This is a genomic window from Halomonas sp. AOP7-B1-5 (assembly GCF_052353045.1).
Taxonomy (GTDB): Bacteria; Pseudomonadota; Gammaproteobacteria; order Pseudomonadales; family Halomonadaceae; genus Vreelandella; species Vreelandella colorata.
Map to the genome: position 1 here is coordinate 24,699 of NZ_JBQTDC010000024.1, position 18,655 is coordinate 43,353.

General features: G+C 53.7%; 14 protein-coding genes. 5 read left to right on the forward strand and 9 right to left on the reverse strand.

Features of this window, described 5'->3' with window-relative positions; all coding sequences use genetic code 11:
• Window positions 1-16: 16 nt before the first annotated feature.
• The gene (locus ACT3XD_RS12510) at window positions 17-673 is read right to left on the reverse strand and encodes a tRNA-(ms[2]io[6]A)-hydroxylase (protein ID WP_192538255.1); all 657 of its coding nucleotides are present in this window, start codon (window positions 671-673) and stop codon (window positions 17-19) included.
• Between the two features lie 541 nt (window positions 674-1,214).
• On the opposite strand from ACT3XD_RS12510, the gene acnB reads away from it, so the two are divergent.
• Window positions 1,215-3,818: a bifunctional aconitate hydratase 2/2-methylisocitrate dehydratase gene (acnB, locus tag ACT3XD_RS12515; RefSeq protein ID WP_444280593.1), complete on the forward strand. Its 2,604-nt coding sequence runs from the start codon at window positions 1,215-1,217 to the stop codon at window positions 3,816-3,818.
• 190 nt (window positions 3,819-4,008) lie between these two features.
• Window positions 4,009-5,895 (forward strand): glycerophosphodiester phosphodiesterase family protein, encoded by a 1,887-nt coding sequence (locus tag ACT3XD_RS12520; protein WP_192538257.1) that lies wholly within the window; start codon window positions 4,009-4,011, stop codon window positions 5,893-5,895.
• A gap of 55 nt (window positions 5,896-5,950) precedes the next feature.
• Here ACT3XD_RS12520 and ggt read toward each other — a convergent pair whose 3' ends face one another.
• Together ggt and ppsA are read right to left on the reverse strand one after the other, a co-directional pair.
• Window positions 5,951-7,741 (reverse strand): gamma-glutamyltransferase, encoded by a 1,791-nt coding sequence (ggt, locus tag ACT3XD_RS12525; RefSeq protein WP_192538258.1) that lies wholly within the window; start codon window positions 7,739-7,741, stop codon window positions 5,951-5,953.
• 119 nt (window positions 7,742-7,860) lie between these two features.
• The gene (gene ppsA / locus ACT3XD_RS12530; RefSeq protein WP_192538259.1) at window positions 7,861-10,236 is read right to left on the reverse strand and encodes a phosphoenolpyruvate synthase; all 2,376 of its coding nucleotides are present in this window, start codon (window positions 10,234-10,236) and stop codon (window positions 7,861-7,863) included.
• 229 nt (window positions 10,237-10,465) lie between these two features.
• On the opposite strand from ppsA, the gene ppsR reads away from it, so the two are divergent.
• The gene (ppsR, locus tag ACT3XD_RS12535) at window positions 10,466-11,299 is read left to right on the forward strand and encodes a posphoenolpyruvate synthetase regulatory kinase/phosphorylase PpsR (protein ID WP_192538260.1); all 834 of its coding nucleotides are present in this window, start codon (window positions 10,466-10,468) and stop codon (window positions 11,297-11,299) included.
• A gap of 26 nt (window positions 11,300-11,325) precedes the next feature.
• On the opposite strand, the gene ACT3XD_RS12540 is transcribed toward ppsR, so the two are convergent.
• The 4 genes from ACT3XD_RS12540 to ACT3XD_RS12555 form a co-directional block, all read right to left on the reverse strand.
• A complete protein-coding gene (locus ACT3XD_RS12540) occupies window positions 11,326-11,904 on the reverse strand; it encodes a hypoxanthine-guanine phosphoribosyltransferase (protein WP_018917207.1) in 579 nt (192 codons plus the stop codon).
• Window positions 11,905-11,956: 52 nt separating this feature from the next.
• A complete protein-coding gene (gene nagZ / locus ACT3XD_RS12545; RefSeq protein WP_192538261.1) occupies window positions 11,957-12,961 on the reverse strand; it encodes a beta-N-acetylhexosaminidase in 1,005 nt (334 codons plus the stop codon).
• A 75-nt stretch (window positions 12,962-13,036) separates the two neighbouring features.
• Window positions 13,037-13,564 (reverse strand): L,D-transpeptidase, encoded by a 528-nt coding sequence (locus tag ACT3XD_RS12550; RefSeq protein ID WP_192538262.1) that lies wholly within the window; start codon window positions 13,562-13,564, stop codon window positions 13,037-13,039.
• The gene (locus ACT3XD_RS12555; RefSeq protein ID WP_192538263.1) at window positions 13,542-14,219 is read right to left on the reverse strand and encodes a TetR/AcrR family transcriptional regulator; all 678 of its coding nucleotides are present in this window, start codon (window positions 14,217-14,219) and stop codon (window positions 13,542-13,544) included. Before ACT3XD_RS12555 ends, ACT3XD_RS12550 begins: the two co-directional genes overlap by 23 nt.
• A gap of 317 nt (window positions 14,220-14,536) precedes the next feature.
• Here ACT3XD_RS12555 and lexA point away from each other — a divergent pair, with 317 nt between their 5' ends.
• Window positions 14,537-15,211, forward strand: a complete 675-nt coding sequence (gene lexA / locus ACT3XD_RS12560; RefSeq protein WP_192538264.1) for a transcriptional repressor LexA — start codon at window positions 14,537-14,539, stop codon at window positions 15,209-15,211.
• A 165-nt stretch (window positions 15,212-15,376) separates the two neighbouring features.
• On the opposite strand, the gene purU is transcribed toward lexA, so the two are convergent.
• On the reverse strand, window positions 15,377-16,231 hold the full coding sequence (gene purU, locus ACT3XD_RS12565; RefSeq protein ID WP_192538265.1) for a formyltetrahydrofolate deformylase: 855 nt from the start codon (window positions 16,229-16,231) through the stop codon (window positions 15,377-15,379).
• A 335-nt stretch (window positions 16,232-16,566) separates the two neighbouring features.
• On the opposite strand from purU, the gene ACT3XD_RS12570 reads away from it, so the two are divergent.
• On the forward strand, window positions 16,567-18,144 hold the full coding sequence (locus ACT3XD_RS12570; protein WP_192538295.1) for a ribonuclease J: 1,578 nt from the start codon (window positions 16,567-16,569) through the stop codon (window positions 18,142-18,144).
• Window positions 18,145-18,197: 53 nt separating this feature from the next.
• On the opposite strand, the gene moaE is transcribed toward ACT3XD_RS12570, so the two are convergent.
• Complete coding sequence (gene moaE, locus ACT3XD_RS12575) at window positions 18,198-18,653, reverse strand: molybdopterin synthase catalytic subunit MoaE (RefSeq protein ID WP_192538266.1); 456 nt, start codon at window positions 18,651-18,653, stop codon at window positions 18,198-18,200.
• Window positions 18,654-18,655 lie beyond the last annotated feature (2 nt).

Genomic DNA, 18,655 nt, shown 5'->3' on the forward strand with positions numbered 1-18,655 from the left:
CTGGGCTAGCGGTGCGTTAAGCAGGCACACCGCTATGAAAACGAAAAGCCGTATCGGGTGACGTTACCAGCTCTGCTTCTTGGGCGACAAAAAAAGCGATTCTTTCATCAATTAAATCCTTTGTTTGCTGCCGAGCAAGCAAGAGATAGTCTTCAAAATGGCGCCCTTCAGACTTCACCAATGTACGGTAGAATTTGGCTAGTTCTTCATCCAAGTACGGGATTAATCGCGCGAACCGCTCACAGCTACGCGCTTCGATTAACGCCCCAATAATCAACACGTCAATCAAGCGCTCGGGATCATTACTGCGCACATGGCGCCGTAAACCTTCAGCATAACGCGAGGCCGTTAAATGCCGGTATTTCACGCCACGCTGTTCCATCAAGCCGACCACCTGCTCAAAATGCAGAAGTTCTTCGCGTGCCAGCTGTGACATTTTGCTTAATAAAAGGGGCTGATCTACATAGCGATACAACAAACTCATCGCAGTCGAGGCCGCTTTTTTCTCACATTGAGCGTGATCAATAAGCAAGATTTCTGGATTAATCATTGCCCACTGAAGCCAGCTGTCAGGCGTTTGACAGGCAAGAAATTCGTTAAGGCTTTTGGGGAGCAGATCATCTGCTTGCACAATATGATCAGCTGTTTCTAACACACCAAGTTGTATCGACATAACATTCTTCCGAGCGTTTATTTCACTATTGTACAACATATAAACGCTGAGGGCGTTTGACCTATCTCATTACCTGTATACTAAAACTTGTATACCCAATAAATCACCTACGTAAGCGCGACGTAATACTTTTTGTATAGTAAAAAGCCGATATCAAAAATAACGGCTATTACTTAATCAGGCTTTTTTCAGGCCAGGAGCAAAATACACTTAGCGTTATAAAGCGTAGGTTATGGTAACGCGCTGTAACGCCAACCGCATCTTTATCGCCATATTGGTGAGCCGTTTTTAGCTAAAATGGTGCTACCTCAGTTGCCAATTATATTAAAATACCATTATTATCAAATGCTTAATCATAATCTCAACATAAAGTGCAACATTCCTGCCAACCCTTCTTCTTAACATTGTCGACAGTTTCCCGTAGAATCCGTGCCATCCAACCAGACGCTGTTTGTCAAGCGTATGTCATGTGTCCGAGCGCACGCTTTAATACCGTGAAAGTGTGTGTTCGCCACCATAAAGCAGATGAGAGGGCCCCAACGTGCTTGAAGCATATCGCCAACATGTCGAGGAACGCGCCGCCGAGGGCGTACCCGCCAAGCCTTTAAACGCCGAGCAAGTTGCCGCCTTGATTGAGCTTTTGAAAACCCCTCCGGCCGGTGAAGAAGAATTCATCCTTGACCTGATTACCAACCGGGTTCCGCCGGGTGTTGATGAAGCCGCTTATGTAAAAGCGGGCTTTCTTACCGCTATCGCCAAAGGCGAAGCTTCCTCGCCGCTGATCGATAAAATCCATGCAGTCAAGCTGCTGGGTACGATGCAAGGCGGTTACAACATCGTTTCCATGGTCGAGCTTCTGGATAACGAAGAGCTTGCTCGCGAAGCCGGCGAACAGCTCAAGCACACCCTGCTGATGTTTGACGCCTTCCACGATGTCGAAGAGCGCGCCAAAAATGGCAACAGCGTTGCCAAGGACGTTATTCAGTCCTGGGCTGAAGCAGAGTGGTTCCTTTCCAAGCCTGCTTTGGAAGCAAAGATCACCCTGACCGTCTTCAAGGTACCGGGTGAGACCAACACCGATGACCTGTCACCAGCCCCCGATGCCTGGTCGCGCCCGGATATCCCTTTGCACGCCAATGCCATGCTCAAAAACGAGCGTGACGGCATTGTGCCTGAAGTACCCGGCTCCATGGGCCCGCTCAAGCAGATTGAAGAAGTTAAAGCCAAGGGCTTCCCGGTCGCTTACGTTGGTGACGTAGTGGGTACCGGTTCTTCACGCAAATCAGCCACCAACTCTGTGCTGTGGTTCTTTGGTGACGACATCCCTTACGTTCCCAACAAGCGCGCTGGCGGCTTCTGCTTTGGCAGCAAGATTGCTCCGATCTTCTTCAACACCATGGAAGATTCCGGTGCGCTTCCGGTTGAGCTGGACGTCACCAAGCTGGCAATGGGCGATGTGATCGACGTTTACCCCTATGCAGGCAAAGTATGCAAGCACGGCACCGACGAAGTAATCACCACCTTTGAACTGAAGACCCAGCTGATTCTGGATGAAGTACGTGCTGGCGGCCGTATTCCGTTGATTATCGGCCGCGGCCTTACGGGCAAAGCACGCGAGTCTTTAGGTTTGGAAGCATCTGACGTATTCCGTCTGCCCGACCAGCCGAAGGACACCGGCAAAGGCTTTACCCTGGCGCAGAAAATGGTCGGCAAGGCGTGCGGCCTGGAAGGCGTTCGTCCGGGTATGTACTGCGAACCTAAAATGTCCACGGTCGGCTCTCAGGACACCACGGGCCCGATGACCCGTGACGAACTGAAAGATCTGGCTTGTTTAGGCTTCCAGGCTGACTTGGTCATGCAGTCGTTCTGTCACACTGCCGCTTATCCCAAGCCGGTTGACGTGGACACTCACCACACCCTGCCTGACTTCATCATGAACCGTGGTGGTGTATCGCTGCGTCCTGGCGACGGTATCATCCACAGCTGGCTGAACCGTATGCTGCTGCCTGACACAGTGGGCACCGGTGGCGACTCGCACACCCGTTTCCCGCTGGGTATCTCGTTCCCGGCCGGTTCTGGCCTGGTTGCGTTCGCAGCCGCTACCGGCGTTATGCCGCTGGATATGCCGGAATCCGTACTGGTTCGCTTTAAAGGCAAGCGCCAGCCTGGCGTTACCCTGCGCGACCTGGTTCACGCCATTCCGCTTTACGGTATTAAGCAGGGCCTTCTGACGGTTGATAAAGCCAACAAGAAGAATGCGTTCTCTGGCCGCGTACTGGAAATCGAAGGCCTTGAAGACCTGACGGTCGAGCAGGCGTTCGAACTTTCCGATGCCTCTGCCGAGCGCTCTGCCGCGGGCTGTACCATTACGCTGTCGGATGAGAGCGTCACTGAGTACCTGAAATCCAACATCACCCTGCTCAAGTGGATGATTGCCAACGGCTACGGCGATGAACGTACGATTAGCCGTCGTATCGAAGGCATGGAAGCATGGCTTGCTAACCCGAGCCTGATGCGCGCCGATGCCGACGCTGAATACGCCGAAGTGATCGAAATTGATCTGTCCGAGATCAAAGAGCCGGTACTTTGCGCGCCTAACGATCCTGACGACGCTCGCTTGCTCTCTGATGTAGCCGGCGAAAAAATTGACGAAGTCTTTATCGGCTCGTGCATGACCAACATTGGTCACTTCCGCGCAGCAGGTAAACTTGTTGAAAAGCAGCCTGCAGGCAGCCTGAAAACTCGCCTGTGGCTGGCACCGCCAACCAAAATGGACCAGCACCAGTTGACCGAAGAGGGCTACTACGGCATTTATGGTCGTGCCGGTGCGCGTATGGAAATGCCGGGATGTTCACTGTGTATGGGTAACCAGGCCCGCGTTGCGGCAAAAAGCACCGTAGTGTCTACGTCTACACGTAACTTCCCGAACCGTTTAGGTGATGGTGCCAACGTGTACCTCGCCTCAGCGGAACTAGCCGCCGTTGCTGCGGTTGAAGGTCGCCTGCCAAGCGTTGAAGAGTATCAGCGTTACATGAGTGAATTTGACGCCATGGCGGGAGAGATCTATCGTTACATGAACTTCCACGAAATTGAGGAATATCAGAAGATTGCCTCAAACGTGATCCCGGTTGCTCAAGAAGCGTAACCACTCTATCGCCGATGCTCGCAACATCACAGAAGAGATGACGATTCATTACTTCTGAGTCGATGACCGAACGCCCCACACGATACATAGTTGTGGGGCGTTTTTTTATACTCAATACCTTGAGTAGCCACTTGCGAGCGCCCCCAGATACTGCCAATCTGTGGAATCATCCTAATGATTTAAAAAGACAATGCAGCCACTGACCCACCTTGGCTCCGCCTTACTAAAAACACTGCGTGACCATCTGCGGCCCTTGATCGCCTATCATCTGTTTTTTACGCTACTAGCCTCAGCTTTGTTATTACCCTTAATTGGATGGATAACTCAGGGCATGCTTGCCCAGTTAAAGCGCACGGTTGTCACCAACGATGAGTTGATCAGCCTGATATTCAGCCCCTTGGGTCTTGCTGGCATGCTGGTAGGTCTGGGCTTTACGTTTTTGATCATTTACTGGCAACAGGCAGGCATGCTGCAGGTCGCCGTGCGCCCGCGCGGTAATCATTACCGGCTTGCCTTTGAGGCACTCTGGCTAAGCTTTCGCCGCCTGCCTGCACTTGCTGGGCTGGTTGTCCTTCAGGTAGGTACGCATCTGCTGCTGCTGGCACCCTTTATGGCGGGCCTCGCCTGGCTTTATGACGTTTGGCTAAGCGGCATTGACCCTTACTACCTACAGCGCGTAAAGCCGCCTGTGCTCTGGTACTTTATCGCCTGTGCCCTTCCGCTTGTGTTTACCTGGATGGGGTTAGCCGCCTGGCTTTATTTACGCTGGCTGCTGGCGCTCCCTCTGGTAGCCCTGGAAAACTGCCACCCGCTAAACGCTCTAAAGCGCAGCGTGTATTTGACGCGCGGATGGCACCGCTCGATAGGCGCCGCCGTACTTACCCTGCTACTGCTTATTATTGCGCTACCTATTGTCACGACCATCGCGTTTGACACGCTGGTAACACCGTTGCTCTGGTGGTTACCCGAACATAACGCGTTTTTGATCCCGGCCATGTTTGCCTATTTGACCGGCTATCTGCTGTTAACCCTGGCGATCACGTTTATCGGCATTGTGGCCAACGCGCTGCTTTGCGCCTGTTTGTACCTTCAGTTAGCTCACCGTGAGATGCGCCCAGCGCCCCCACCCGAAAGCGCCAGCCCTGGCCGTTTCGCTTGGGCTGTGGAGCTTAGCGTTCTGCTCTTTGCTGGCTTACAGGCCTGGTGGATTTTAAATAGCTTCGAACTACGCGATAACGTCGAGGTGATCGCTCACCGCGGCAGCTCCATGGTAGCGCCCGAAAACACCCTGGCGGCCGTGGATCAGGCCCTGATTGACAAGGCCGATTATGTTGAGCTGGATGTACGCCTGACGGCCGATGAGCAGGTCATGATTTACCATGATCGCAGCCTAGCAAGATTAACCGGTGATGATCGCGAATTTGGTGACCTGACTCGCGAGGAACTTAGCCAATATGATATAGGCAGCTGGTTCGGGGATGCCTTTCAGAATGAACCCATAGCAAGCCTTGAAGAAGTCCTGGACCACGTACGGGGTAAAGCCGGATTAATGATTGATATGAAGTCATTGCCCGGCCAAGAGCAGGCGCTCGCTAACGCTGTAATTGAGCAGCTACGAGCAGAAACGGATTTCCGTTACGCGTGCTGGGCTGCAAGCAACAATCCTTTAGCTGCTTATGGGCAGTGTGGCTTTCCTGATGCGCTCAGAGATATGCGGGTTGCAACCGTATCGCCTACGCTGGTCACGTATATAAAAGACTACGTTCCAGAGCTGCGCGTCACACTGCTTGCCCAGCTGATTCTGCCCGGCACATTGGACCGGCGCAGCTTCGATGCATTAGGGCTTCGCCATAACCGCATTAGTGAAGAGGAAGTGCGTCTGGCAGCGCTTTATGGCTATGAAATACACGCCTGGACGGTGAACGACCGTGCCCGCATGTCAACGCTAATTGATTTAGGCGTTGACGCTATCATTACGGATCACCCAAGCCGCCTACGTGAGCTTATTGAGGAGCGCCAAGCGCTAAGTGATGGGTCGTTGCTGCTGGTGAAACTGCGTAATTGGCTGCGTCAGTGACGTGCAAGACGGGCTGAACTACCTGTTTTTGCACGTCACTGATAAGGCCAATGGTTTAGTCGCCCATTACGACGCCTTCGCGACGTGGGTCTGCCCCACCAAACAGCGTACCGTCTTCAAGGCGGCGAATCGCCTGTAGTCCGCTAGTCAGTTCACGCTCGCTTATCGTATGGCCATACGCTTCAAGCGCCTGCTTGGTTGCATCGGGGAAGCGGCCCTCTTCGAGATAGACATCGCCACCGGTGGTAATTGCATGGGGCAGATTAAGCGCCTCCTGGGCATTCATGCCCCAATCACGCATGGCGACCAGGGTACGCGCCGTATAATGAATAATCGCAGCACCGCCCGGCGATCCAAGGCTCGCTACCAACTCACCCGTCTCCCCGTCAAACACTAGCGTAGGACTCATGCTCGAACGTGGGCGTTTACCCGGCTCAACGCGGTTGGCAACAGGTTCGCCATCGACTTCGGGTACAAAAGAGAAGTCCGTGAGTTCATTGTTAAGCAAATAGCCACCTGGCAATCCAGTGCCGCCATCGGCCAAGATGCGCGAGCCAAACGCCTGCTCAATAGAAGTCGTCATGGCAACAGCGTTGCCATCGCCATCGATGATACTGATATGGCTGGTACCGTACTCGGGCTGCGCTGGCTGAGAAGCCCAGCTAACGTTTAGCTCGCCCGGATTGCCCGGCTGCGCGCTGTCGCCCATGCTGGTATCGCCAATCAGCTCACTGCGTGAAGCCAGATAATCCGGCGCCAGCATCAATGTCCAGTCACCACCAGGCGCTTCCACAAAGTCAGGGTCGGCGATATAGCGGCCTCGATCGGCAAACGCCAGCCGCGAGGCCTCGAGAAACTGATGCAGCCAGCCACTGCTTGAGACGCCGTTATCCAAGGGCGCTTCCAGCAGAGGCCGCTGATCCAATATACCGAGAATCTGCATGACGGTAATATGCCCAGAAGAAGGCGGAGGGAAACCGCATACTTCCCACTGCTGCCAAGGGGTACACAGCGGGTCTCGCTCAACCGACTGATAACCCTGAATATCCTCCAGCGTCATGCTGCCTGGGCGAACATCATGGCTCTGCACGCGGTTGACTAAATCTTCGGCAATCTCGCCCTCATAAAGCGCGGCACTTCCCTGAGAAGCAATACGGCGCAGTATTTCGGCTAGCGCTGGGTTTTTCAGGGTATCGCCAACGGCTAGCGGTTCACCGTCTGCGTTATAGTAAAACTGTCCGGCTAGTGGATCGTTTTTTAACGCTTCATCGCTTGTAAGACTGGTATGCAAACGCTGGCTAACGGCAAAGCCTTCTTCAGCAAGCGTAATCGCAGGTACAAACAGTTCTTCCCAAGCTAATTGGCCATGCTCTTTATGTGCCTGCTCCAGCATTCGCACCGTTCCCGGCACGCCGACTGAAAGCCCGCTCGCCACGGCATCCATAAAAGGCAGCGGCTCGCCGTCTTGCATGAACAGCTCACCGGTTACCGCCGCGGGCGCCGTTTCGCGGCCATCGTAGGCCTGAACATCAGAACCGTCGTAATGCATTAAAAAGGCACCGCCGCCAATACCGCTGGACTGTGGTTCCACAAGTGTTAATACCATCTGCACGGCAATGGCCGCGTCAACGGCATTACCGCCATTGGCGAGCACTTGATAACCCGCATCAGTGGCCAGCGGATTAGCCGCCGCGACAGCGAATGACGCAGCCGACCAACCGGGCTTCTCCTCATAGCCCGACCCGACTTCTGGGGTCACTGATGGCGTTTCATAGCTAAACCCAAAGCTATACAGCGGCACTAACAACAATCCTGATAGCGCTACATTAACCTTTACTGGGGACATTACAGCACCCTCTTGCGTCTTAGAAATATCAAGGCAATAACCAAACCAAAGCGTAGCCTATAAAACGCATGTGCCCGGCACAATGGCCGGGCACAAAATTACTGGCTCGCTGTTCAGCACTAGCTAATCGTTTCGCCTGCCAGCATGAACCACGTTTCAAGCACTGCGTCTGGGTTTAAGGAAACAGAATCGATTCCTTGCTCCATCAGCCACTTAGCCAGCTCAGGGTGATCCGAAGGCCCCTGACCGCAGATACCAACATATTTACCTTGCGCCTTACAGGCTTGAATCGCCATTGCCAGCAACTTTTTAACAGCGGCATTACGCTCATCAAATAGATGCGCCACGATACCCGAGTCACGATCCAGCCCCAGCGTTAGCTGTGTCAGGTCGTTAGAGCCAATCGAGAAACCGTCGAAATATTCGAGGAATTCGTCGGCAAGCAACGCATTGGCCGGCAGCTCACACATCATGATGACTTTCAGGCCGCTATCACCACCGCGCGCCAAGCCATTGGCCGCTAACAGGTCAACGACCTCTTTAGCTTCGCCGGTGGTGCGCACGAACGGCACCATGATTTCGATGTTGTCGAATCCCATCTCCTCACGCACGTATTTCAATGCGCGACACTCAAGCTCAAAACAGGGGCGGAACGAATCCGAAATGTAGCGAGAGGCGCCCCGGAAGCCCAGCATCGGGTTCTCTTCACCCGGCTCGTAGAGCTTGCCGCCAATCAGATTCTCGTACTCATTGGATTTAAAATCAGACAGACGCACGATAACCCGCTGAGGATAGAACGCTGCCGCCAGCGTAGAAATACCTTCCACCAGCTTATCGACGTAAAAGGTTACCGGGTCGGCATAGCCAGACGTGCGCAGATCAATCACCTGCTGCAGGTCAGCGGGTAGCGTTGCATAATCCAGTAGTGCCTTAGGATGAACGCCAATCATACGATTAATAATGAACTCTAGACGGGCAAGCCCCACGCCAGCGTTAGGCAGACTGGAAAACCCAAACGCGCGATCAGGGTTGCCCACGTTCATCATGATCTTGAACGGGATTTCAGGCATAGCATCGACGCTTGATACTTTGCAGTCAAAATCCAGTAGCCCTTCGTAAACGTGCCCCGTATCACCTTCAGCACAGGAAACGGTGACATCCATGCCTTCTCTAAGCTGTTGCGTTGCATCACCACAGCCAACCACCGCAGGTATGCCTAGCTCGCGGGCAATAATCGCCGCGTGGCAGGTACGCCCACCGCGATTGGTGACGATGGCAGAAGCCCGCTTCATAATCGGCTCCCAGTCTGGATCGGTCATGTCGGTTACCAGAATGTCACCGTCTAGCACCTTATCCATCTCTTCGGGGCTCATGACTACTTTTACCGTACCGCGACCAATGCGCTGACCGATCGCCCGGCCGGTAATCAGCGTACGCCCCTTCTCGCGCAGCTGAAAACGCTCTAATTTGCCGCCTTCCTGCTGTGAAACTACCGTTTCAGGACGCGCCTGAACGATGTAAAGTTCGCCATCATCACCATCGAGCGCCCACTCAATATCCATCGGACGCTGGTAATGTTGCTCAATTGTGACGGCCTGACGGGCAAGATCCATCACTTGCTGATCGTTTATGCAGAAGCAGCCGCGCTGGTTAAGCGGCACATCAACGGTTTCAACGGACTTCCCAGCACTGGTTTCCTGGCCGTAGATCATCTTGATTAACTTGGAACCCAAGTTACGGCGCAGAACCGCCGGGCGGCCAGCTGCCAGGGTGCCCTTATGGACATAAAATTCGTCAGGGTTAACGGCTCCCTGCACGACGGTTTCGCCTAGCCCCCACGAGGCGGTAACGAACACGGCATCGCGGTAACCCGACTCAGTATCCAGGGTGAACATAACCCCTGAGGCACCCGTTTCAGAACGCACCATTTTTTGAACGCCCGCCGACAGTGCGACGTTTTCATGGGCGTAGCCGCGGTGAACGCGGTAAGAGATTGCACGGTCATTAAACAGCGACGCGAATACTTCATGAACAGCGCGCTTAATATTGTCGAAACCTTCAATGTTCAGAAAGGTTTCCTGCTGACCAGCAAAGGAGGCATCTGGAAGATCTTCAGCAGTCGCCGAGCTGCGTACCGCCACTTTTAACTGAGGATGTTGCTCCTGCAGCTGCGTATAAGCTTGGCGCAGTGCGCTTTCAAACACGGGCGGCAGCGGTGTATCAATGACCCACTGGCGAATATTGCGACCGGCTTCAGCCAGTGCGTTAACATCATCAACGTCCAGGCGCGCCAAGGTGCTGTTAATGCGCTCATTGAGCCCTTCATGCGAGAGAAACTCACGATAAGCGTGAGCAGTAGTGGCAAACCCACCAGGTACGGTTACCCCTGCGCCTGACAAGTTGGAAATCATCTCGCCAAGCGAGGCATTCTTACCACCCACGCGTTCGACGTCCGCCATACCTAGCTGATCGAACCACAGAATGTACTCTTCCACGCAACCCCCTCGCTTTAAGACGTTGATGCAATCTTTTAGACCGCTAATCATTGACCGTGTCACCCTATCACCGTGCCAACCTATTCGCCATTGGTCTAATAGCGAAGAGAGTGGAGGATTTTTACAACAAAACGCGAATATGGTCGATTTATGTAGTGGCCAGGGACGTTGTGCTTAACGAATGCTCGGCACACAATAGCAACCCTATTATTGATTGGCGGACGTGGTTATGAAGCGGACAGCTTTTTTTATTTCTGATGGCACCGGCATTACGGCCGAAAGCTTGGGCCGAAGCCTGTTGGCCCAGTTCAGCGATGTTGAAATCAACATGCTGACCAAGCCTTATATCGATACGCTTGAAAAAGCCGAAGCGCTTGCTCAGATTATTGAATCCACTGCGGCCCGCGATGGTCAGCAGCCAATTATTATCGACACCATTGTTGATCAGCAAATACGTGATGTGATTCGCAAGGCTCCGGGCTTCAAGGTGGATATTTTTTCTACTTTTTTGAAACCATTGGAGCAGGAGTTAGGTACTCATTCGTCTTACAGCGTAGGCAGAACCCACTCGATTGGCAGTGACGATGTGTATATGGACCGGATTCATTCGGTGCACTTCGCACTTGATAACGACGATGGCGCCCGCACGCACCAATACGATAAAGCCGATATTATTCTGGTCGGCGTATCACGCTGCGGAAAAACGCCCACGTCGCTTTATTTGGCGCTTCAATTTGGCATTCGAGCGGCTAACTACCCGCTTACCGAGGACGACCTTGACGAAGACGGCACGCTCAAGCTGCCCAAGGCATTAGCACCACACCGGCGCAAGCTGTTTGGTTTAACTATCGATGCCCGCAGGCTATCCGCCATACGCAATGAACGTCGGCCGAACAGCCGCTATAGCTCAATGGATCAGTGTTTGCAGGAAGTCGAACAGGCCGAAGCGCTTTACCGGATTATGCATATCCCGTTTATCGATGCGACGCGCTTTTCTGTGGAAGAAATCTCGACACGGATGATTGCCGAGACCGGCTTAGCGCGGCGTTTCTCCCCTCGCTAAGCCGACATTGAATAACACAGTTACAACTACATGCCTTTAGGGGCGAAGATACCCGGGGCGTTACGCCAGTAGCCTTTGTAATCCATCCCGAAACCAAAGACATAGCGGTCCGCGACTTCTAAGCTGCAGTAATCAGCTTTCAAGCCCGGCACCGCTTTTCGATCATGCTGCTTATCCACCAATACCGCCGTGGTCACGCTGGCAGCCTGGGCTTCTTTGCAATAGGCAAGTATCGCGGCGAGCGTCGACCCTTCATCCAGAATGTCATCCACGATCACTACATGCCGTCCAGCCATCGGTACTTCAGGCGACACGCGCCAAAAAAGCTCGCCCCCGCGTAGCTCGTTGCGGTAACGCGTAGCGTGTAGGTAGTCGACTTCCAGCGGAAAGCCCAAGCGGGTCAGCAAATGGCCGGTTGTGATTAATCCACCGTTCATAACACAATAAAAAACCGGCAGCTTATCGCCTAAATCCTTGGTGATCGCTTCGGCCATGCGATCCAGAGCGCGCTCAACCTGCTCCTGGGAAATCAAACAGTCGGCGGTATCCATGAGCTGGCGCATTGAGTCCAACGACTCAAGGGCCTCTTTATCCAGTTTAGACATTGGGTTACTCCCCAAAAAGTAGCAGTATTACGAAAAGAAAAATCAGGTGGGATTAGAGCGCTTCGAGCTTGGCATGCGTTCGTCGCCAGCGCCCCAGCGCCGTCAGCGCATCCAAATCAGGGCGTGCACGCCCATAGCGCAGTTTTGCAGGTCGCTTATTGGCAACCCCCTGGCAGGCATCTATCACATCCAGGGCAGCGGCGCGGTCGTTACACACCAACAACATGTCGCAACCAGCCGCGAGGGCAGCGGCGGCACGTCCACGTGGCTCGCCCGCTTCATGAGCGCCCGCCATACTTAAATCATCTGAAAAAATGCAGCCTTTAAAGCCCAGCGATTCACGCAGCATGCCCAGCCAGCTGGGTGAAAAACCCGCCGGGCGTGTATCAAACGCTCGATAAATCACATGCGCGGGCATGATGCCATCAAGCTTAGGGGCAAGTCGTTCAAAGGGGACAAGGTCGCGTTGCTTAATCGTCTCCATTGAACGCTCATCGACAGGCAAGGCAACGTGGGAATCTGCGGCTACACCGCCGTGACCAGGAAAATGCTTACCTACCGCCGCCATACCTGCCTGGTGCAAGCCTTCCACAAAGGCCGCGCCTAGTTGGGCTACGTGGTGAGGGTCACTACTAAAGCTACGATCGCCTATCACGCTGGAAATGCCGCTATCGACATCGAGTACCGGCGCAAAACTGATATCCAGCCCGCACGCGGCCATTTCCATACCTAGCAGCCAGCCCGCATCAATGGCAAGCAAGGTGCCTTCTTCGGGGTCCTGAACATAGCGCTCACCAATGCGGGCCATGGCTGGCAGCCGGGTAAGCCCCTTTTTAATGCGTTGAACGCGGCCTCCCTCTTGGTCTACCGCCAGCAGCAGATCACCGCGCACACGCCGGATATCACTGCACAGCTTGCGCACCTGGTAGGCGTCTTCCACATTACGGGCAAACAGAATGACGCCACCAACAGCGGGTTCAAGCAGTAAGCGCTTTTCAGCGCTGTTCAATCGCGGCCCTTCCAGGTCGAGCATGACCGGGCCAATAGGTTGAGTCATTATCATGGATCCAACAAAAGGGCCGGTGATTTTAGACGATCAACGCTCAGAGTCAAAAAACCTTACCTGCGACCGCTATTGATCGCTGCCATGAAGCCATACGGGGGTGCCAGGCAGCGCGCGCTCAAAGACATACAGCAGATCCTGATTGCGTAAGCGTATACAGCCATGGGAAGCCGGCGTTCCCATTGGCTGATTGGGTGGTGTACCGTGCAAATAGATATAGCGGCGCTGAGAATCAACCGAGCCTGCGCGGTTGAATCCCCGCTCCAGACCGCACAACCATAAAATGCGTGTCAAAATCCAGTCACGCGTCGGGTTTGCTTTGGCCAGCGGCGTTGAAAACACCTCGCCGGTAAAACGTCGACCTCTAAACACCGCGTTGATCGGCAGGTCCTTGCCAATCGCCGCTCGCACATAGTGCCAGCCATGTGGCGTTTGACCGCTACCTTCCTGTTGGCCTACACCTGCTTTGCCTGACGATATTTCGCATTCAAAGCACACCTTTTGCCCCTGCCACCAACGCAACTGCTGTGTATCGGTATCAATCTCGATCCAGCCAGTTTGGCTAGGTGGCAGCTCAGCTAGCGTTGGCGTTCGCATGATGCCCCTCTTCTACAGCCGGAGGTAATGGCGCGTTCATGGCGGCGACGACCACTGGCCGCAAGCGACGTACCAGATCACGCACGGTGACCTGTTCTTGATAATCTTTAGCCGCAATATCCCGTAGAGCATCCAGACCCGACAAGGTAAAGATGACGGTACCCAGCATAAAGTGTAGCCGCCAGAAGCGTTCTGAATCAGGAAGATCCGGCGTGGCCTGGCGGACCAGCTCAGTAAAGCGCGCGAACACCTCGCCATACTGCTCTTGAATATGACGCCGCAAATGCCCTTGAGCCTGGCTATAGGCCAGCCCGAGCAAGCGCATAAACACTTTTAGACTATTGCGCTCAGCGGGCACTGCCAGCACCGTTGTTGCCATGGTTTCGAGCAGTTCCTCCAACGGGATATGGCTATCGGTATAGCGAGCTTCTAGCTCGTCGAGCGCAGTATGAAAGCGCAGAGTGAAGGGATCCAGATAGCGTGAGAAGACCGCCTGAATCAAGGCTTTTTTAGAGCCAAAGTGATAGTTGACGGCCGCTAAATTGACCCGGGCTTTGCTAGTGATGTTGCGCAGCGACGTTTCAGCAAAACCACGCTCTGCAAACAGCACCTCAGCGGTATCAAGAATACGCGACACCGTATCAGATTGTGCCATTTCGGCCTCCAGAAAAACGAGTGTTTAAAACATGCCGAAATAGTATGCCATAACCCTAACGGGCTCAATCCTAGATACGAGAAGCTCCTGTAATCGATGAGAAAACTCATTAAAGTTAATTCAAACACCTCATCGCTGAATTGGGGTCGGCTGACGTTTGAGCCTAGCCGTTAGCCAAATGACGCCAGGTCCTTGTCTAACCTCTATTAAGCACTATTTTTATCCGTGTACTGGACAGAGGAACATACTGTATACTTAAACACATATTGTTCAAGCAGGCAGATACCGACTGTCTTTTATCGTTTATGGAGTTTGGTATGTCTCGACCACTCACAGCACGTCAACAGCATGTTTTTGATTTTATCGTAAAAACCATGGGTGAATTCGGATATCCACCCACTCGCGCAGAAATTGCCAAAGCGCTAGGGTTTAAATCGCCCAATGCTGCTGAAGAGCATTTGCGCGCGCTTGAGCGCAAGGGTGTGATCCGCATTATTCGCAATACATCACGCGGGATTCGTCTGCCTAACCAGGATGTTCAGGAAGTGAGCGATTCGCCTGCTCCTGTGGCGGCCAATAGTGATCTTCCCCCGGCCGGCTTGCCCGTTATTGGCGAAGTTGCCGCGGGCAGCCCCATCTTGGCGGCTGAACACATTGACCGCTACTGCCCGCTGCCAGCAGAGTACTTCACGCCCAAGGCCGACTACCTGCTGCGTGTGCGCGGCCTGTCGATGAAGGATGTTGGCATTCTTGAAGGCGACTTGCTGGCAGTGCATCGCACTGACCGCGTACGTGACGGGCAGATCGTTGTCGCGCGCCTGGAAGATGAAGTTACCGTGAAGCGCTTTAAGCGTCAGGGCCATCAGGTAACGTTAATGGCCGAAAACGCTGATTTTGCCCCTATCGAAATCGACTTGCGCACTCAGTCACTGGATATTGAAGGCGTCGGGGTGGGCGTTATCCGGGGCGGCAACGGTCAAGCACTCGGCTAATGTACCGCTTGTGGTGAGTTGGCGGCAGAGCATCGTGTTAAGAACATAATTTCTTAAGAACATAATTTCTTAAGAACAGAGAATACAGCGTCTTGATAGCCTTCAAGCGGGTGGCCATTTCCATGGCCACCCGCTTTTTTTTGGCTTAAACGCAACTACGGGCGTTTAGCTAAATACCACTGTCTTATTACCGTGAATCAATACGCGGTCTTCCAGGTGCCAGCGCAGGCCACGTGCCAGCACGGCTTTTTCCACATCGCGGCCAAAACGAACCAAATCAGTGGGTGTATGGCAATGGCTCACGCGATGGATATCCTGCTCGATAATCGGCCCCGCATCCAGCTCCTCGGTCACATAGTGACAGGTCGCACCAATCAGTTTTACACCGCGCTCATAGGCCTGATGATAAGGCTTGGCACCCGCAAAAGAGGGCAAGAAGCTGTGGTGAATATTGATCACCTGACCGGCATACCGCTCGCATAGTGACGGCGGCAGAATCTGCATATAACGTGCCAGCACGATGCAATCCGCGCGCGCATGATCGATATGCTCTTTCACTTGGGCAAACGACGCTTCTTTATTGTTCGGATCAACCGGCACATGGTGATAAGGAATACCATACCACTCGGCGATTGAACGCATGTCTTCGTGATTGGAAATCACACCGGCGATATCGCAATCCAGCTCACCCGCCTGCCAGCGATACAGCAGATCCACCAGGCAATGGGACTCACGCGAGACCATCAGTACCACCCGACGGCGCTTTTGAGTATCGACCAGCGACCATTGCATAGAAAACTCTTGAGCGATCGGTTCAAAGGCACTGCGCAACGTTTCAGCGGACATCCCTAGTGAATCAGCCAATATTTCGTAACGCATAAAAAACCGGCCCGTTTGCAAGTCAGAGTGCTGGCTGGCTTCGGTAATCGAACCGCCCTGCTGAGCTATAAAACTTGATACACGAGCAACAATGCCTACCTGATCAGGGCAGGAAACGACCAAACGATAATAATGAGACATACGGGATACTCTTTGATCTGCGAAATACTTTTGACGTAATGCAGTAGTTAGCTCAATGGATCATACAAAGGATAATGCCAAAGGCAGTTCAACGGCGCAGCGAACAGACCTATCACTGCGCCGACAATAAAGACCGCCTAGTGTACCGGAACACCTTTCACGAAGCACCGGCCGCATATGCCATGGTCATTGTTAGCCGCCCCTGCCTTCCCGTATAGTTAAGGCATTACTTTTTAGGCTTTTCATAACTGATGCATCCACCACGCGTTCAACTTCGTCCCCGCCGTCGCCCTCCTCTGCGCCTACTGCCGCTGGGTGGGTGTGGTGAAATCGGCATGAATCTAACGCTATATGGATACGACGATCATTGGATCGCGGTCGACTGCGGCATGATGATTCGCCAGGATCTGCCCAATTCACCACTTCAGGTGCCCAATCTGGATACCCCGGAGGCCCTGGGCATCACTCCCCAGGCGCTATTTATCACCCATGGCCACGAAGACCATATTGGCGCGGTTGCCTGGCTATGGCCCAAGTGGAACTGTCCAATTTATGCAACGCCGCTAGCCGCAGGCCTGTTACGCTTAAAATTCGCCGAACATCAGTTAAGCAGTACGGCCATCAAGGTAATCGAGCCCGGCGAAGCAATGGAAAGCACGCCGTTTTCGGTACGCTACATGCCTCTGACCCATTCGATTCCTGAAAGCTGCGCGCTGATGATACTGATTGGCGGCTACCGCGTACTGCATACCGGTGACTGGAAGCTGGATCCTAACCCCCTTATTGGTGACCCCATTAATGCGGCCCATTTTCGGGCGCTCGCCCCGGTTGATTTAGTGGTTGGGGATTCAACTAACGCTCCTCTGCCGGGTCACTCGGGCAGTGAAGGCGATGTGGCTAAAGCGCTGTCTAAAACCTTGGGCGAATGCAAGGGCCGCGTGGTGGTCTCCTGCTTTGCAAGCAACCTAGCGCGAGTATTAGCCATTGGCCGGGCGGCGCACCAGTGTGGACGCCGAATTAGTTTAATGGGTCGCTCAATGGAGCGGATGGTGGGTATTGCACGAGGCCTTGGCTATATGGATGACTTGCCAGCCCTCGTTCCATCGCATGATCTTGGCTATTTACCTCCAGATGAAGTGGTCATTATCGCTACAGGCAGCCAGGGTGAACCGCGTGCAGCCCTGCAAAGGCTTGCTCAGGGGCGCCATCCGTTTATTGACCTTGAGCCCGGCGATAACGTTATTTTCTCCGCCAAAACCATTCCGGGTAACGAACGCCCAATTGAGCAGCTAAAACGGCGTCTAAAGCAGTTAGGGGTGACGATTTTTGATGAGATAAATCACCCGGAGCTGCATGCTACCGGGCACCCGGCGCAGGAAGAACTAATCAAGTTTTATCAGTGGGTACGGCCAAAACACCTTATCCCGGTACACGGCGAGGCTCGCCATCAGCAGGCGCATCAGGCCATTGCCCAAGCCCTTGATATTAGCGCGCCTTTAGCGCCCGTGAATGGCGACATTATCGTGCTGGATGGTCAGGGGCTCCGCTGTGAAGCGCGCCACCCCCAACCACCCTGCATCGTTAATCAAAATAGTGTTGTGCCACATCCAGGCTTGGAAAACGCCAAAGCCACGGCCCGCCGAGGCAGTTTGTACCTTGCGCTACCGGTCACGGCTAGTGAGACAGGCTGGTGGCGCATAGGCCGCCTGATGCTAGATACCAGCAGTGCAAGCCCCCTGGATGAAGATAGCTTTAGTGAATGGCTGGATGATCAGCTTGAGGATATTGAAGCCGATACGTTAGCGGACCTACGCTTTGCGCTTCAGCCGCGCTTGATTCATTGGCTGGCAGAACATATGCAGCATATGCCCGACGTACATTTGCAAATTATGGCGGCCGAAGCGCCCTTATAAATGTAAGCCTTGTTTTAGGGCTAAGCGCTAGCGTTCCAGAGCATAGGCCCGCCCTACGTCCAGCGAGCCGCATCCTGGGTATCGGTGGTGCGCTCTTTTACCCAGTATTCGCCTTGTCCCGAGTGCTCTTTCTTCCAGAATGGCGCTTGGGTCTTTAAAAAATCCATTATGAAGTCGCACGCCTCAAAGGCTTCGCGTCGGTGGGCGCTGGCGACCAGCACACGTACGATCGGGTCGCCTGGCATGAGATACCCAACACGATGAACGATGTACACGGCCTGCAGCGACCAGCGCTGCCAGGCCTGCTCACCAATACTTTCCAGCGTTCGCTCCGTCATGCCCGGATAGTGTTCAAGGGTCAACCCCGTCACATCCGGGGTTTCATTGAAATCACGCACCAAGCCGGTAAAACTCACGACAGCGCCAATGTCGGTACGCTGTGCCAGCACTTGCTCATAGCCATCAGCTAACGCAAACGGTGTAGCCTGAACATGCACCCGGATATTCATGA

What these genes read in the sequence shown, in the direction of transcription:
- ACT3XD_RS12510 (WP_192538255.1), bottom strand. Translation starts at nt 673, where the DNA reads ATGTCGATACAACTTGGTGTGTTAGAAACAGCTGATCATATTGTGCAA.
- ACT3XD_RS12520 (WP_192538257.1), top strand. Translation starts at nt 4,009, where the DNA reads ATGCAGCCACTGACCCACCTTGGCTCCGCCTTACTAAAAACACTGCGT.
- ggt (WP_192538258.1), bottom strand. Translation starts at nt 7,741, where the DNA reads ATGTCCCCAGTAAAGGTTAATGTAGCGCTATCAGGATTGTTGTTAGTG.
- ppsR (WP_192538260.1), top strand. Translation starts at nt 10,466, where the DNA reads ATGAAGCGGACAGCTTTTTTTATTTCTGATGGCACCGGCATTACGGCC.
- ACT3XD_RS12540 (WP_018917207.1), bottom strand. Translation starts at nt 11,904, where the DNA reads ATGTCTAAACTGGATAAAGAGGCCCTTGAGTCGTTGGACTCAATGCGC.
- nagZ (WP_192538261.1), bottom strand. Translation starts at nt 12,961, where the DNA reads ATGACTCAACCTATTGGCCCGGTCATGCTCGACCTGGAAGGGCCGCGA.
- ACT3XD_RS12550 (WP_192538262.1), bottom strand. Translation starts at nt 13,564, where the DNA reads ATGCGAACGCCAACGCTAGCTGAGCTGCCACCTAGCCAAACTGGCTGG.
- ACT3XD_RS12555 (WP_192538263.1), bottom strand. Translation starts at nt 14,219, where the DNA reads ATGGCACAATCTGATACGGTGTCGCGTATTCTTGATACCGCTGAGGTG.
- lexA (WP_192538264.1), top strand. Translation starts at nt 14,537, where the DNA reads ATGTCTCGACCACTCACAGCACGTCAACAGCATGTTTTTGATTTTATC.
- purU (WP_192538265.1), bottom strand. Translation starts at nt 16,231, where the DNA reads ATGTCTCATTATTATCGTTTGGTCGTTTCCTGCCCTGATCAGGTAGGC.
- ACT3XD_RS12570 (WP_192538295.1), top strand. Translation starts at nt 16,567, where the DNA reads ATGAATCTAACGCTATATGGATACGACGATCATTGGATCGCGGTCGAC.
- moaE (WP_192538266.1), bottom strand. Translation starts at nt 18,653, where the DNA reads ATGAATATCCGGGTGCATGTTCAGGCTACACCGTTTGCGTTAGCTGAT.